At 54.3% G+C, this 15,619-nt stretch carries 14 protein-coding genes; 6 read left to right on the top strand and 8 right to left on the bottom strand.

Translation table 11 applies throughout. The features are described 5' to 3' along the window. Positions 1-3 precede the first annotated feature (3 nt). Genes EUZ85_RS19780 through EUZ85_RS19790 form a run of 3 tightly spaced genes read left to right on the top strand, consistent with a single transcriptional unit; the run spans position 4 to position 6,450 of the window. On the top strand, positions 4-3,462 hold the full coding sequence (locus EUZ85_RS19780) for a PAS domain S-box protein (protein ID WP_127971175.1): 3,459 nt from the start codon (positions 4-6) through the stop codon (positions 3,460-3,462). Next, positions 3,440-4,999 carry a SpoIIE family protein phosphatase gene (locus tag EUZ85_RS19785; protein ID WP_127971178.1) on the top strand — a complete coding sequence of 520 codons (1,560 nt, stop codon included), beginning with the start codon at positions 3,440-3,442 and terminating at the stop codon, positions 4,997-4,999. Before EUZ85_RS19780 ends, EUZ85_RS19785 begins: the two co-directional genes overlap by 23 nt. Before the next feature lie 53 nt (positions 5,000-5,052). Then, positions 5,053-6,450 carry a sigma-54 dependent transcriptional regulator gene (locus tag EUZ85_RS19790; protein ID WP_241566812.1) on the top strand — a complete coding sequence of 466 codons (1,398 nt, stop codon included), beginning with the start codon at positions 5,053-5,055 and terminating at the stop codon, positions 6,448-6,450. 44 nt (positions 6,451-6,494) lie between these two features. On the opposite strand, the gene EUZ85_RS19795 is transcribed toward EUZ85_RS19790, so the two are convergent. The 4 genes from EUZ85_RS19795 to EUZ85_RS19810 all read right to left on the bottom strand — a co-directional run bounded on the left by EUZ85_RS19795 (position 6,495) and on the right by EUZ85_RS19810 (position 8,294). After that, on the bottom strand, positions 6,495-7,070 hold the full coding sequence (locus EUZ85_RS19795; RefSeq protein ID WP_127971182.1) for a hypothetical protein: 576 nt from the start codon (positions 7,068-7,070) through the stop codon (positions 6,495-6,497). Positions 7,071-7,184: 114 nt separating this feature from the next. After that, the gene (locus tag EUZ85_RS19800; RefSeq protein ID WP_127971184.1) at positions 7,185-7,475 is read right to left on the bottom strand and encodes a hypothetical protein; all 291 of its coding nucleotides are present in this window, start codon (positions 7,473-7,475) and stop codon (positions 7,185-7,187) included. 72 nt (positions 7,476-7,547) lie between these two features. Next, on the bottom strand, positions 7,548-7,850 hold the full coding sequence (locus EUZ85_RS19805) for a hypothetical protein (protein WP_127971186.1): 303 nt from the start codon (positions 7,848-7,850) through the stop codon (positions 7,548-7,550). A gap of 126 nt (positions 7,851-7,976) precedes the next feature. Continuing rightward, positions 7,977-8,294 carry a hypothetical protein gene (locus EUZ85_RS19810; protein WP_127971188.1) on the bottom strand — a complete coding sequence of 106 codons (318 nt, stop codon included), beginning with the start codon at positions 8,292-8,294 and terminating at the stop codon, positions 7,977-7,979. Positions 8,295-8,747: 453 nt separating this feature from the next. Between EUZ85_RS19810 and EUZ85_RS19815 the strand changes: the two genes are divergently transcribed. Further along, positions 8,748-10,724 (top strand): diguanylate cyclase domain-containing protein, encoded by a 1,977-nt coding sequence (locus EUZ85_RS19815; RefSeq protein ID WP_127971190.1) that lies wholly within the window; start codon positions 8,748-8,750, stop codon positions 10,722-10,724. Between the two features lie 98 nt (positions 10,725-10,822). On the opposite strand, the gene EUZ85_RS19820 is transcribed toward EUZ85_RS19815, so the two are convergent. Further along, positions 10,823-11,005 carry a hypothetical protein gene (locus tag EUZ85_RS19820; protein WP_127971192.1) on the bottom strand — a complete coding sequence of 61 codons (183 nt, stop codon included), beginning with the start codon at positions 11,003-11,005 and terminating at the stop codon, positions 10,823-10,825. A gap of 190 nt (positions 11,006-11,195) precedes the next feature. On the opposite strand from EUZ85_RS19820, the gene EUZ85_RS19825 reads away from it, so the two are divergent. After that, positions 11,196-12,188 (top strand): substrate-binding domain-containing protein, encoded by a 993-nt coding sequence (locus tag EUZ85_RS19825; RefSeq protein WP_241566813.1) that lies wholly within the window; start codon positions 11,196-11,198, stop codon positions 12,186-12,188. 83 nt (positions 12,189-12,271) lie between these two features. Here the strand turns inward: EUZ85_RS19825 and EUZ85_RS19830 are convergent, their stop codons facing one another. Continuing rightward, positions 12,272-12,676 carry a helix-turn-helix transcriptional regulator gene (locus EUZ85_RS19830; RefSeq protein WP_241566814.1) on the bottom strand — a complete coding sequence of 135 codons (405 nt, stop codon included), beginning with the start codon at positions 12,674-12,676 and terminating at the stop codon, positions 12,272-12,274. A gap of 73 nt (positions 12,677-12,749) precedes the next feature. On the opposite strand from EUZ85_RS19830, the gene EUZ85_RS19835 reads away from it, so the two are divergent. After that, positions 12,750-13,115 carry a hypothetical protein gene (locus EUZ85_RS19835; RefSeq protein ID WP_127971194.1) on the top strand — a complete coding sequence of 122 codons (366 nt, stop codon included), beginning with the start codon at positions 12,750-12,752 and terminating at the stop codon, positions 13,113-13,115. A gap of 192 nt (positions 13,116-13,307) precedes the next feature. Here the strand turns inward: EUZ85_RS19835 and EUZ85_RS19840 are convergent, their stop codons facing one another. Further along, positions 13,308-14,174, bottom strand: coding sequence for a DUF481 domain-containing protein (locus tag EUZ85_RS19840; protein WP_127971196.1), 867 nt, complete (start codon positions 14,172-14,174; stop codon positions 13,308-13,310). 140 nt (positions 14,175-14,314) lie between these two features. Then, positions 14,315-14,854 (bottom strand): YcjF family protein, encoded by a 540-nt coding sequence (locus EUZ85_RS19845; protein ID WP_127971198.1) that lies wholly within the window; start codon positions 14,852-14,854, stop codon positions 14,315-14,317. Between the last annotated feature and the right edge of the window lie 765 nt (positions 14,855-15,619).

Raw genomic sequence — 15,619 nt, forward strand, 5'->3', positions numbered from 1 at the left:
AATATGTCCTTTCGATTGAAAACCATACTGGGCGTCGCGCTGATCGAAGCGGTTTTCGTGTCGGTGCTGATCTTCAACTTTTTGCAGATAATGAATCAGTCTCACTTGAGGCAGGCGCAGGAGGAAGCAGCCCGTTTTGGCGCGCTGTTCAGCGCCGCCGCCACCGATGCGCTGCTTTCCTCGGATATCGCCACGCTGAACAGCATGGTGGCCGAACTCCTGACCAGCCCTCATGTCACTTACGTGTCCATCCATGACAACAGTGGCGTCCTCAGCAGCGGCGGCGTGCGCCCTTCTCCCGACGATGAACTCGGCGCCACGTTGCAGCAGATTCCCATCAAGGTGGGCGGCGCGGTCTTCGGGGCCGTCGAACTGGGACTCGACGCCAGCGCCCTGGATCAGGCCTGGCTACAGGCCCGGGATCAGAGCATTCGCATTGCGATTATCGGCGTGGTGCTGGTGGCGCTGGTGTCTATGATGTTCGGCTCTTATCTGACCCGACAACTGCAATTGATGCGCAGCGCCCTGCGTCGCCTGCAGGAAGGCGATTTCAGTCTGATTGAGGCCAATCCCGGGCGGGATGAACTCGGTGAAACCATCAACGCGTTCAACCTGATGAGCCGGGAGCTGGAAAGCGTGCATCAGGACATGCGGGAAAGCCTGGAGCAAGCCCGGGCGCTGGCGCAGAAACTGCATTTCAACGAGGCGCAATTGCGCGCCATTACCAACAACATGCTGGACGGCCTGATCACCCTGGACGCCGAGGGCAAAATTCGCTACATGAACCACGCCTCGGAAACCATGTTCGGCTACGCCATGAAAGAGCTGGAGGGGCATCGCTACGACCTCATTATCGTCGACCAGTTGCAGCGGGACCGCATCGAGGGCTTTATCCTCAAACTGTATCATCATCGCGCGCCGGCGCATGTCACGCGGCAGACCGACGAATGGGGTTATCGCCGCGACGGCAGCCGCTTCCCCATCGACCTGATCATCAACGCCGCGGAAATAGACGGAGACCAGGTCGCCATCCTGACTTTCCGGGATTTATCCAAGATCAAAGAACTGAAGGAAATGGCGGACATCAACCTGGCGGTGAAAGAAGCCATGCTGGAGTGCTCCCTCAATGCCATTGTTTCCGTCAACGACGGCGGCAAAATCGTTGAATTCAACCCTGCTGCGGAAGACATGTTCGGCTACTCCAGAGACGACGTCATGTTTCAGCCCGTCGCCAATTACCTGGTTCCAACCGCCCTGCGAGGCGCCTTTCAGGAACAGTTGGATCAGTTCAAGGCGACGGGGCGCTCGCCTTTCCTCAACAAACGCCTGCAAGGGAAAGCCGAGCGCCGGGACGGGGTTAATTTTCCCATCGAGATATCCGTCACCGTATCCAGACTGGCGGGCTGCTACATCTTCACCGCCATGCTGGAGGATATCTCCGAGCGCCGTCAGGAGCAGGAATCCCTGCGCAACGCCATTGAAGAAGCGGACCGCGCCAATCACGCCAAGTCGGATTTCCTCGCCTCCATGAGCCACGAAATCCGCACGCCCCTCAACGTGGTGCTGGGCAACGTCGAGCTGCTGAAAGACACACCTCTCACCCGTCATCAGCGCCACTATCTGCAATCTGCGGAAAGCGCCGGAAAGAATCTGCTGGAAATCATCAACGACGTGCTCGATCTAGCCAAAATCGAAGCGGGCAAACTGGAGCCTCATCTGGAGCCCTGCAACCTGCCTGCGAAGGTCGAATACGTTACCCGCCTGCTATCCCAGAGAGCCCACCAGAAAGGGCTGTTCATTCAAAGCGTGCTCGACGCCAACACCCCCGCCAGCATCGTCACCGACAGCAGTTTCCTGCGCCAGATCCTAGTCAACCTGATCGGCAACGCCATCAAGTTCACCCAGCGCGGCGGCGTCACAGTGATGGTGTACGTCGCCCATCTGCATGGAAGCCAACACCTTTGCATTGACGTCAGCGACACCGGCCCGGGAATCAGCGCGGAAGCGAAAAAGAAGATTTTTTCCGAGTTCTTCCAGGAGCATAGTCACAGAGACGGCACGGGATTGGGACTAATGATTTCGCGCCATATGGCGAACATCATCTATGGCGACATCACCCTGGTCAGCAAAGTGGGCTCCGGCTCCACCTTCAGCCTGCAGCTTCCACTCGCCAATGCCGCGCCGGCCGCCGTCAATCACGCCAATCTGGACGCTCTGGTCGCGCCGCTGCAAGGTCATCGCATTATTATCGCCAGCAACAGCAGAGAGTGGCGCCGGGCCTTTCAATGGCAACTGCATCTTTGGACGCTGGACAGCATGTGCTGCCTGCAAGAGGAAGACCTGCGCAAGCAGCTCGACAGCGGCCTCAAGCTCATCATCTTGCTGGACATGGAAAATCCCCCGACCTGGATTGACGCGGCGTTCCAGACGCCCACGCTGACCCGCATCGCCGTTTATCGCCACGCCAACCATCCCAGAACGGAAGCGGAAGGCTGCTACGGCGTCCTGCATACCCCCGCGACCCGCAAACAGACGTTGCAGGCTCTGCTCGCCTGCGCTCTGGGTCGGCCCATTGAAGCGCCGGAAAGCGCTGAAAAAGTCGAGCTGCGTCGCGACCATCTCTATGAGCCTTCGTCTCCGCAGTCGATGGAGACAGATCTGGGTGAGATTCTGGTGGTGGACGATAGCGACGCCAACTTGCTTATCGCCCGCTCATTCCTGGAATACGCCGGGTTCCACGTCGACACCGCTCTCAGCGGCGAAGAGGCCATCGAGAAAACCGCAAGCAGCGCTTATGACCTGATCTTCATGGACATGCGCATGCCCGGCCTGAGCGGCCGCGAAACTGTGGAGGTCATGCGCCGGCGCGGGCTGACCACGCCCATCGTGGCGCTCACCGCCCACGCCATGACCTCAGAGCGGGAGAGCTGTCTGGCCGGCGGCATGCAGGATTTCCTCACCAAGCCGGTGGATCGCGCCCGCCTGATTGAAATGGCCAGTCATTGGATCAAGAAAAACGGCAAAAGGTCCGCTCCGCCAGCGCCGCTATCCAGACAAACGCCACTTTCCAGTCCGGCGTCCACAACTACGCAACCCGCCGCCGAGCACGGCGTCAGCAATGCGTTGATCAACCCCAAAGCCTTGGAGCAACTGCTCAATGACACTTCGGCGGATACCCTGAAACGCATGCTGGGGATTTTCTCCACAGAGCTGACCAAGCGGGTGGACGCCATGCAGGAACACCTTGGCGACCAGGACTACGAGCAGTTTGAAATCTGCGCCCATGCCCTGAAAAGCAGCTCGCAGACTTTCGGCGCGCAGCGCATTCATCTGCACGCCAAAGCCATTGAGGAAGCCTGCAAAGCGCATAACTACACGGAGGCGGAGAACGAATATCTTTGCATGCGCCAACTGACCGACTCGACATTAGAGGCGTTGAATGAACTCCACCCTTTTAACTAGCCATCCCGGTTACGACCGACTGTTCTATCAATCCCGCCCGGATCTCGCCGCCGTGGGCGCGGCGCGGGAATGCGCGGCCCGTTTTCTGCTGGGCAAAGGCGTCGCTAATCAGACCAGTGAGGACATGCAACTGCTGGTGGCGGAGTATTTCACCAATGTGGTGAAACATGACGCCCAGGCGGATTTTATTGCGCTGGATAAACGCAGTGGAGATGGTTTTGTCGATCTGCTGCTACTGGATAATGGCGCGGATCAATCCTCCCTGTTCGACGCAGATCGCAATATCGAGGATTTGTTATCGGAGAGTCCTTTGCATGAGAGCGGCATGGGGCTGACGCTGATTCGCAGTCTGGCGCCCCACGCGCGCTACCAGCGCATCCTCGGCAAAGACGGAGACTTCAACAGCTATTGCGTGCGCGTAAAACTGACCAGCGCGCAACCGCGCATCGCCGTGATCGACGATGACCTGACTCAGCTTCATCTGCTGCAGGCTTATCTGGCGGATGAATACGAAGTGACGACTCTGGAAGATCCCCGCGAGGCCGAAAAGGCGATTATCGAGCAGCCGCCGCAGCTGATTCTCTGCGACATCAACATGCCCCATCTCAACGGTCTGGATTTGCGTAAACGGCTGGCGGAACGCGCGGCCACCCGCATGATTCCGTTCATTTTCATGAGCGGATGCGCGCCCCAGCAAGTGCAAAGCAGCGCCGCGCATTTATCCATTGACGGGTTTATCGAAAAGCCCATGACCAAGCAGCGGTTGCAGCAAACCGTCGCCCAGGTCATCAAGCGCTCTCAGGATGTGAGAAACACCCTTAACGCCGAACTGGACAACCGCGTGTCCTCTCTGCTGTGGTCGCCTATTCCCGAGCGCTTCAGCCAGATACGGATTTCTTCCGGTTACCGCGTCGCCGCCAGAGGCGGAGGCGATTTCATCTTCCATCGCGACAGCGGCGACGCCTTCACCCTGATTCTCGGGGACATCATGGGGCATGGTGAGCAGGCCAAGTTTTTCGCGCATGCAGCGGCGGGTTATCTGCACGGCCTCTGCCACGCCACGCCCCATTCCGCTTCGCCGGGACAGCTGCTTAATCAGCTGTCCCATTTTGTCGCCTCCTCGCCGCTGCTCGCCCGCACCGGGCTGACCTGCCTGGTCATACAACTGCGCCCGGACAGCCGCCGCCTCACCATCGCCTCCGCCGGGCATCCGGAACCCTGGTTGCTGACTCAGGGCGACCTTCGTCCTGTGGCTTGCGGCGGCATGATGCTGGGCCTGGCGCATAATTACTCTTATGAAGAATGTGAACTGGAACTACCGGAAGATTCCATATTCATTGGCTACACTGATGGATTAACAGAGCATGGAGAAGGCGCAGTGGAGGATCGGGAAGACGCCGTCCGCATGCTGCTCGCCGCCAACCTGAAGCAATACCCGCAGGCCCCGGCGCAGACCCAGTTGGACGAAGCCCTGCGCGCCGCCGGCTCCACGCTTGAGGACGATGCGACTCTGTTGCTGCTCAGAGCCAGTCCTTGAACGCGCACTCGTGGCGATGAGATGGATTCGCCCATGACCCAATGGAAGCTGATGTGAAGAAACGGATATTGTTGATCGAAGACAGCCAGTCCCTGGCGTCCCTGTATCAAAGCTACCTGGAAGCGGGCGGTTATATGATCGTCACGGTGGAAACCGGTCGCGACGCCATCGTGCAAATTCTGCGAGAGCCACCGGACGTGGTGCTGCTGGACCTCAAGCTGCCGGACATGGACGGCATGGATATTCTCAGGCGCATCCAGCAGGATGACCTGCCCTGTACGGTGATCGTCATGACCGCGCACGGCTCCATCGACATCGCCGTTAACGCCATGCAATACGGAGCCTTCGATTTTCTGGTGAAACCTTTCGACGCCCGCCGCCTGCAGGTCACCGTGAAGAACGCGCTGGCCAATAATAATCTGGTGAAGGAGGTGCAAGGCTATCGGGAGCAGTTCGCACGCCGTCACTATGAAGGCTTCATCGGCGAGTCCCTGCCCATGCAGGGGGTGTATCGCATCATCGACTGCGCCGCCCCCAGCAACGCAACGGTATTCATCACTGGCGAAAGCGGCGTCGGCAAAGAAGTGTGCGCCGAAGCGATCCACAACCGCAGTCCTCGCAAGCAAGGGCCTTTCGTCCCCTTGAACTGCGGAGCCATTCCCAAAGACCTGATGGAAAGCGAGATATTCGGCCACGTCAAAGGCGCCTACACTGGCGCGCTGAACAACCGCGACGGCGCCGCCACTCAAGCCCACCGCGGCACCCTGTTTCTGGACGAAATCTGCGAGATGGACCTGGAGCTGCAAACCAAATTGCTACGCTTTATTCAAACCGGGACCTTTCAACGGGTCGGCGGCTCACAGCAGGAAACCGTGGACGTCAGATTCGTATGCGCCACCAACCGTGATCCTTTAAAGGAGGTGCAGGCGGGACGTTTCCGTGAAGACCTGTATTACCGGCTCCACGTCATTCCTATCTATCTGCCGCCGCTCAGAGAGCGGGAAACCGACATCAAACTGCTGATGGAAAGCTTTCTGCGGGAATACGCCAAACAGGAAAAAAAACGCTTCACCCGCTTCACGCCAGAGGCGGTTAATATCATGATGGCCCACCACTGGCCGGGCAATGTCCGAGAATTACAGAACGTCATCCGCAACATTGTGGTGCTTAACAACGATGAAGCCGTCACGCCGGACATGATCCCCTTTCACACCGCTTCAATGGCGTCGCCATTACTGCAACGTCCCTCCGCCCCGCACCTCGAACAGCCCGTATCCCCCGAGGCAGGACAGGAAGACTTCCCCATCAAACCACTGTGGCTCATTGAAAAAGAAGCCATCGAACAAGCCATCACATACTGCGGCGGCAACATCCCCAAAGCTGCAGCAATGCTGGACGTCAGCGCCTCCACGATCTATCGCAAAAAGGAAAAGTGGGAGCAGGAACTGTAAAAGGTGGACCACCACCGCAAGAGACAGGCAAATACTTGAACACACTACAGACTCAACCCGCCCCTGCCCCACTGCGCTCTATAACAGTCCGCGCTATACGAAAATGGTTTGGGCAGTCCGAAGTCTCTCGCTGTTAGTATCGTCACCAGGGGGCGATAAGGCAGCCTCTCCATACAATATCGTTTTCCCGCATGGACTTTGAACAGCAGGAGTTCGCGTATGTCTTTATTGAGTTCCAGCAGCCTGCTTTGTAATTCACTCAGTCCAGGGTTCCCGCTGACTTCAGAGCGGCCCACCCAAAATAGAAAATCTTCTTCTCCAACCGGGGTAATCGCTTTGAATATGTATCCTTCGGTGCAATTAACCACCGCTATCAAACCAAGTACGCGCGTAGGCGGACAGTAGTGTTCGAATTCCAGTAACGGCGACTCCCCTAAAGCATGTCGAATAATAGTCTTCGCCAGCACCACCTGCCCTTTGTCAAAGGGCTCTAATCGAACAGCGCTGCACATTTCAAAGGCCTTGAGGATTTCCTGCTGACTATTGCCCTCCCCTTTCAGAAAGCGTATCCAGCCATACAGATGGGAATAGGGAGACCGGTGAACAGGGAGGGTATCCATCTCAGTGAACCAGATGGTTATATTCTTCTGGTTTTGCGTAACTGTCGGCGTTATCAGTTCTATCTATTGTCGGCATTTGCTCATATCCTTATGTGTGTTGTCGCCGTGCAAGGCTTACCCGGTTTTCGCTCCATAATCAGCAAGCATTTCATCCAGCCTTTCCAGCTCAATTTCGACATAGCGATGGAAGTTCAGGTAGTCGTCGCGTCCAATCAGAGAAGGCAGCAAACGGATAGCCCATTCACACTTTTTTGCTTGAAAGGTTAAGTTTTCCTGATGACAGGCTACTTCCTGCAGCATTTTCAGACTTAGAAGCTTATTGGCGACACAATCCAGAATCGCGTTATACGGCGCTTCTCTGTTTCCGATTCGGTTCCATTGTTCATCAACAAAGCGTTGCGGCATGCATTCACCTTATGGGTTCATCCCTGTCCCTTAGACCAGTCCATATCCACTTTGTCCATATACGCTCCTGATTCAAGACGCCGAATCTACCGAACCGAGTCCATCTTGCAGTTCACTTTCGATCTGTCTCAGCAGGTAGGTCACCCGCCCATAAAGCAAAGTGTGCTCTCTGGCTTCAAGATTTTTCTTCAGGTTAGTCAGTTCGTTAATCGTTATGTTTATCAAATATATAAGCTTGTTTGACGGCTTTCGCCTCTCTTTCAACTGCGCTAATTGCTGTCGTTTGGCTTCAATCAGACTGACTTTTACTGCGGAAGGGGTCTCTTCCCCTCCTAACCTCAGGCCCCAATCAGCGTCAACCAATATCTCGGCCATACCCATATCCCCGCACTTCTTGAGCCCTAATGAAAAGTAGAGCATCGCCGGAGTTTCTTGTCTTAATATCCGGCATTAAGTCGCCGTGCAGGCGCTTCTGTACGTCTGACTATTACCAAAGCAAAGTCATTCCAAGTTAAAGCCTTCCGGCTCATTTCCTTGTTCTGACTCCCCGGTTTCAAGCAGTCCATCCAGCTTTTCCAATTCAACGTCCGCCAGAGAGAAATAATGGGTGAAGTCAGCTTCTCCAATATGGCCCTTAAGATTATGCAGGCAGCTCTGGCATGTCAGAATCTGGCACATAATGTCGGGCATCTCTTCCGCCGCAACGGAGAGTTCGCATAACTGGATCAACTTACTGACAATCGTATTGACCACTTGCTCCTGGGGAGTGTCGGCGCTTCCTGCTATGGCCCAGTTAAAGTCGACATATGGCTTTGTCATTATCGATATTCTTCAAGCGGAATTTTGCCAACAATTATAAATTTAGACGATATTAAAAGGTCAGTGAGCTCCGGTTTATATTGAAATGGCATAATAAAGCCCGCCATTGACTTAAGGGCGCGCCTTTCACTTATTCGGCCCTATTTGAAAATGACGTATCAAGCGCTTTTCCTCACGCTTCTCTTGGCGGCATCCCGATTTGTGAGACTTTCGACTTTAGCGATCAATTGTTACTGCACTTCCCCAAACTCAACTTTCGATGGAAGAACTTTCCTACCCATTTTTATCAGAGAAACCACCATGATCGCCCATGAGGTGAGACTCATACGCCTCTCACTTCCTCAAATGAAAGCAGACATATAGCTCATATCATCTATACTTTTACCTACACGGACTTACAAAAATTTGGGGCTTGATGGCGGACTCTTCTGTAGCTCCAAAATCAGTATTTCTATGCGACTAGCCAACTTATGGAAGCTACCGCTTCCCCATCTTCTCGCCGAGACAGATCAGAACGGCGATTGGATTAAATGCAACGCACGATGGAGCCAGTACTCTGGACTCTCTGCGACCAGCTCTACCGGTATGCGATGGATCGAAGTCATCCACCAGGACGATATCTCGGCAGTTCAAAGAGGATGGCGAATCGGCATCGAAGCCAAAAGCCATTTCGAATTGACGATGCGCCTGCAGCGCGCTTCCGACGCATCTTATCGATGGCATGTTTGTCATATCGTCCCTCTCGCCGATGAGCAGGGCGACATCCCTGGCTGGCTCGTTTCTTTCACGGATATTCATGGCGGCAAATCGCAACAAGAGGGTGATCACTCCTCCGTCGCCAAGTTACAGAGTGAAAGAGAAGTACTGGCGACCTCCAATGACTATCTGCTCGAAGTATTGCGGGAGTATCGCGAAACAGAAATCAGGCTGGAAAAAGCGACTGAAAAGCTGAACCAAATCGTTGAAACCCAGTCTCACCTGTCTCAGGCAGAAATAGACATGGCCGCCTTTACCCAGCTTGTGACCGAAAAAATGCTGACTGTCACTCCCGCTACTGGGGCCTTTATCGAATCGATAGAAGGCGAAGAGATGGTTTATCAAGCCGCCAGCGGCGCCGCTCGCCAGTTCGAAGGCATGAGACTGAATTTACTCAACAGCCTTTCCGGTCTCTGCGTCATTGACCGCAAAGCCCTTATCGCCGAAGACACCGCCAATGACTCCAGGGTGAATCATGAAGCGTGCAAAAAAATCGCAGCGGCTTCAATGGTGGTTACCCCGCTCTATGAAGATGGCAATGTGGTGGGCGTACTCAAAATTATTTCCGACACGCCCTATGCGTTTGACGATAATGATCTGAAAACGTTGGAAATGATGGCCGGCCTCATTGGCGCAGCCATTGGCCGCAAAATCAGGCTGCAGGAAAAAGAGGATTTATTAGAGGCGAAGTCTCTAACGCTGATGCAGTTGGAGCAAGAAGTGGAACAGCGAAAGCGGATTGAAGAGCGACTCAAAGCCAACGAAATGCGCACCCGGCGCATCATAGAAAGTTCTCATGAAGCCTTCGTCGCAATGGACGCAGGCGGCTTTATCACAGACTGGAATCTTAAAGCCGAGGAAACCTTTGGCTGGACTGCGACCGAGGCGATCGGGCGTAAATTATCAGACTTAATCATTCCGCCAGGGCTCCGTGAAAGACATGAGACGGGCATGCGCAAGTTCATAGCGACCGGCCAGGGCATCGTTTTAGGAAAGCGCCTTGAACTGCTCGCCCTCAATATAAAAGGCGAGAAGATACCGGTAGAAATCACGATTTCCGCCATTTCGGTAAGAGAAAAGTGGCAGTTTTACGCCTTTCTCCATGATATCTCTGAAAGGAAACAGACAGAGCAAAAGCTACGTCATTTAGCTCAATACGACAGCCTCACCAGCCTGCCTAACCGCGCCTTATTCTATGACCGCCTCAATCAAGCCCTCGCGCGCGCCCATCGCAACGAAGCGCAGTTCGCCCTTATGTATTTGGATATCGACCGTTTTAAGTCGATCAATGACACCCACGGCCACGGCGTTGGCGACGAACTGCTGACCGCGTTCAGCAACCGCATTCAACTGATTATCAGAGAATCCGACACGCTGGCCCGCTTAGGGGGAGATGAGTTTGTCATCATCGCCGAGAACATTGGCGACCAAGGCGACGCTGAGCACATCGCCCAGAAAATACTTTGGGCGATGAAGCAGGCGTTTCAACTAAACAAACTGAGTATCCAGGTGGGAACAAGTATTGGCGTCGCGCTACTGCCCGCTCACGACGTGTCGGCGGACGATCTGGTCAGAATGGCGGATAAGGCGTTGTATTCGGCGAAGGAAGCAGGAAGAAACACCTACAAGGTATATGAAGCAGCCACTCAGGCGGCGGAAAAACCTCACCACTAACGCTTTGGAGGGCGGGAGATAGCCCGTGGGTTAGAAATAGCCCGTTGGCAGCGCCAGGTTCTATACTTTACGGCTATCAGAGTGAAGCTGTTCGACTATCACGCCTTACCGTCCGGCCACTCATGCTTGATAACCATATCAAGCTCGCGCCAAAGCTCCTGCAGCAATTGCAATTGCTCCTCGCGTAATTTTTTATCCTTGTAACTAACGGGCGGCTGCGCATCCAGGGCGAGGGTCAAGCGGTAGATATCGTCAATGATTGAGGATTGTTCCGACTTCATAGCCTTCTCCAAATCCAGATTGCGATGACTCTCGGCAAGTCTTTCATGATCGGAGCGGCATTTCAACGGCTATTCAAAATTGTGGGAGATCTGAGCTTTTACCCATCAGTTTCGCCAACGCGTTCTATAATGAAATAAATACAGTGATTGTGAACAAGCCTCACCGCAAACATTGACTTTTGAGCGGAGCATGATGATCAGGCGCCTTACGCTCACCCTGGCCTTCCTCCTGTTTGCTGCTGACAGCTCGGCGGAGGCTATGGTGATCGCAGTAATCGGAAAAACCAAGAACGACAGTTTTTATATCTCCTCTTACAACGGGTGCCAGCGCTTTGCAGCGGCCTACCCTGACGTCACCTGTATTTATGATGGCCCCGCCGACTTCCAGGACCCCAGATCGCAAGCCATGGTGGTGCAGAAGATTATCAACCAGGGCGTCGATGGGCTGCTGATTTCAACCACGGATTCAGAGCATCTGGTGAAAAGAGCCCTGACCATCGCCAAATCAAAATCCATCCCAACGATTATGTTTGACTCGGATTTGCTGCCGGAGCACCGCAGTTACAGGATGGCTTATGTCGGCACTGATAACGTGGATTTTGGCAAAGCGCTGGGCGAATACGCCAAAAAGTATCAGCGCCCTGAAGGCATCACGGAATTCTGCATCCAAAGCGGCCACCCGACCACGCCAAATCTGAATGAACGTATTGAAGGCGTTCGCCTGGCGTTGAGCGAAGCCAATCCCGCCAGCTTCTCCAGTGAAACCTCGGGCTGGAAGGAAAACAGCCGCTGCCCTCTCTATTCGGAGGGCAAGAGAGATACCGCCATTTTTCAACTGGAGCAAATGATAACGGCGTACAAACCTGCCCCCGTCATTATCGCCGTCGCCGGCTTTGCACAGTTCTCCCAGGACTACATTCCCCGATTCAAGAAATACGCGCCCAGAATAGCCAGCAATGATGTCGTCATCATTTCCGCCGATACCGAGCCGTTACAACTCAAAGCCCTATCCGAAGGGCTGTCTACAGCGAATATTGGGCAAAGACCGTTTGAAATGGGCAGGCTGGGCGCAGAGCTTCTGTACCGCTATATCAAACATGGAGAGACGCCCGAAAAAGAGTTTTATCATCTCGACTACCACTACTGCACGCCGGAGAACCTTGAGTCCTGTATTGTTGAGTAGCCGATCTCGCGGCTTTAAATTGCCACCGACTTTGTAGCCTCCCTTCAGGCCATTGCCGCAATTACGTAAAGAACCTAACCGACTTAATGAGACGACACGTAATCCGCTGACTGCTGAGCGGGGGGAACGGCGAAGTGGGCTTTCATGCGTTTTATTTCTTCGGCAGGCGGCAGGCCGAACAGTCGCTTGAACTCGCGATTAAATTGCGAGGGGCTTTCATATCCCACCGCGTAACTCGCCGCTGACGCGGTCATCGCCTGGCGCACCATCAGCATTCTGGCCTGGTGCAGACGTACGGATTTAACGTACTGCATGGGGGATTGGCGCATCATGGTTTTGAAGTGGCTGTGAAAGGTGGGCGCGCTCATGCCCGCCTCAGCGGCCAGCTGCGTCAGATTGAGCGACTGCGCATAATTACCATGAATGCTTTTTAGCACCCGGCTGATCTTGCCAAACTGTCCCTGCATCGCCAGGGCTGAGCGAATCACACCGCCCTGCTCCCCCGTCAGGAAGTGAAAGTATAGTTCGCGGAGCAGCGATTACTGCGGCAGTAAGTTTGCGATGGTGGGCGTTTCTGACGCGTTAAGAAAAGAGCTGCAGCCGTTCAATATCTTCGTCACGTCCGTGGCCCCGGGATCGTTTCGGACTGACTGGGCCGGTCGGTCAATGGTGCGCACCCCGCGCTCGATTGCGGATTACGACGCATCCTTCGATCCGATTAGAAAAGCGCGTCTGGAGAAAAGCGGTAAGCAGTTGGGAGACCCAATAGAAGCAGCGGCGGCGATACTACGCCTGATAGACGCTGAGCAGCCGCCGGCGCATTTACTTTTGGGCAGCGATGCGTTGGAACTGGTGAGGGAGCAGTTAAAAGCGCTGCAGAAAGACATCGACGCCTGGGAGTCACTGACGCGCTCCACTGACAGCTGATCGCTTTCTATTTGTACAACACTACAGGTTACTTGCCTGATACTACAGACTACTTGGCTGACGCTTCAGACTACTTGGCTGGCGCTTCAGGCTACTTGCCTTGCACAACAGATCACTTGGCTGGCGCATCAGGACCTGAGCAAGTCATTGCAGATCAGGTCCTGTCGTCGACTATTGCAAACCCTGCCGCCATCAAAACTTATAAGACAGCGCCGTGGTGAGGTCCGCCTGTTTCTTATCCACGCCGAACTTGGGCTGGTTGTCGTAACTCAAGTTGTAGCTGACGCTGACAGAAAGTCCATACGCCATGGGAACGGAGGCGCCGATCATGGAGCGGTAACGATAATCGTCGCTGTCTTCTTTATTCTGCGAGTAAATCACACTCTGGGACAAGCTCAGCGCTCCGCCCATCAACGCGCAGTCAAAAGCTTCGTAGGCGCCGTAGCGCCAGCTTTCTTCGTGCGCATCTTCACCCGCCAGGATGGCGGTTTGCGAGTAGTCCTGGGACAGGTACACCGCGCCCGCCGCCGTGCTCAGCCGACAGGTCTGAGAGCGGTAGGGATAGAATCCCGGCGCCAGAAACACCTCATGTTCTCTGTCCACCAGTTGTATTTCATCAGAGGAATAACGGTAGCCCGCCAGCAGGTAATAGCGCTCAGAGAAATTGTATTGCCAGAAGTTGTCGCTGCTTTTCTTGTCCGATAACACCTGAGAACCGGTCTCGCTGCGCTGGATCTGGTTATAGGTCGAAATAATGTTTTTGGTCGTGGTCCAACTGGCTTCCAGCACATAGGTGCGACTGTCGTAATCGGTCTGTCCTTTACTGGAAGTGATGCTGGCGGAGGCGCCGATGGTCAGCGCGTCCGGCATGTTCAGCATCTTGCGCAATGGCGACTTGGTTTTGTCCTGGACGGAGGGGGTTTTATCCTGAGCGGACTGGGTTGATGTATTCGCTGTGGATGTTGAGGCGGACTCGTCAGCGGCGACGAAAGGCGAAAACATCAGGGCGAGGACAGGGAAAACGACAGACAGAGAGGCGACGCCGGAGGAACTTTCCATTGTTTTTCTTTGCTCCAGAGAATACCAGGGAGACCTGCGCGCCGGGCGCGCGCAGGCGTGTCCGCGGCGCGCGAATGCACGCCGGGATAATATGCGGTCAGAGTGAACGCGTCAGTTCGGAAAAACAGTCAGCGTCCGGCTTACGCCTTGGCGGTAGCCGTTTTAGCGGTCTTGTCGTCTTTGCCGAGATTTTCCGCGTAGGCCTTGCCCTTCTCCAGTTCTTCCGCGTAGAACGCGCGCACCGCTTCAGGGTCGAAGTTCAGGAAGTTGCCGCCGGACTCAAAGTGCTGGATGAACACCCGCGCCAGCGCATAAGTAGAGGCGCCCGCCATAATCGCCACGCTGGTGGAGCCCAACACTGTGCCGATGACCGGAATCACCTTGGTCAGGCTGGCCAGGCTCATACCGATAGGAACGGGAGCCGCAGAGCCGACCAGAGAAGCAATCAATGACTTGCCGATGTCCTGGGAGAATTTGATCTCATAAGTCTTTGACATGCTGTGCAGCATTTTCAACTGCAGCGCCGTCAAACCGGCGAAATCAACTACAGGAATCGGCACCAGCCCTATGCCCATTGACCCCAGCACGTACTTTCTGGTCATTGCGCGCACGCCCGCCAAACGCTCTTCTACATTCACTTCCGTTTCTGTTGTGTCTTCTTTAGTTGCTGTTGCAGCCATACTGATGTTCCCATATTGATGATTATTAGACTTACGCAGGGTATATACGTCCGTAAAACATCAAATACAAATTCACGGGCGGTTATATATATCGTTACTATTTTACTTTTCGCCGCTTATAGCGAGTGCAATAAAACAAACAACATATACAAAAAGAAGTCCTGGACCTCCGAAGTGTCCGTACTGAGACTAGTTCAATACCTATAGGCCCGCAAGTACTTTTTTTGTGCATTCGCGCCCTGTTTCAACGCCCCCGCCGCCATATTTCAATCCTGCAAACCCCCTGTCATATAAGGCTTTCACGCCGACCTCCTGAATTTTCGGATAACGCCGGCCAAACCATCGCGCAAAAGGGTCGCGAGGCCCATCGCCAAGCCTGCGGCATTATTTTTAATTGCTTAATTGATATCGTCATAATTTGGGTCTACCATTTGACTGCAGCTGGAGTTAGCCCTACATGCTATAGCCGTTACTTAGGATTGAATCGTCTCTCCGCCGAGGAGAGAGAAAGGCATGGAAAAGGATCAGAATAATTATGCTTCACGTCCTGTTATATCTGCTTGTATGCTTATTTGTCGCGTTCCTTGGCAAAAATAAGAAGTTCGGCTTTACCTTAAACTTTTTTATTTCATTTATATTCTCTCCCATCGTCGGCCTGATCGTCGTCTTCGCCCAGGCGGACAAGCACCTCGTCAAGACCTCGCCGTGATTCCCTCAATGGGCTTCATGGTCGTGTTTTCCAATATTTTTTCACCCGGATGGCGT

Source organism: Hahella sp. KA22, assembly GCF_004135205.1.
GTDB lineage: Bacteria > Pseudomonadota > Gammaproteobacteria > Pseudomonadales > Oleiphilaceae > Hahella.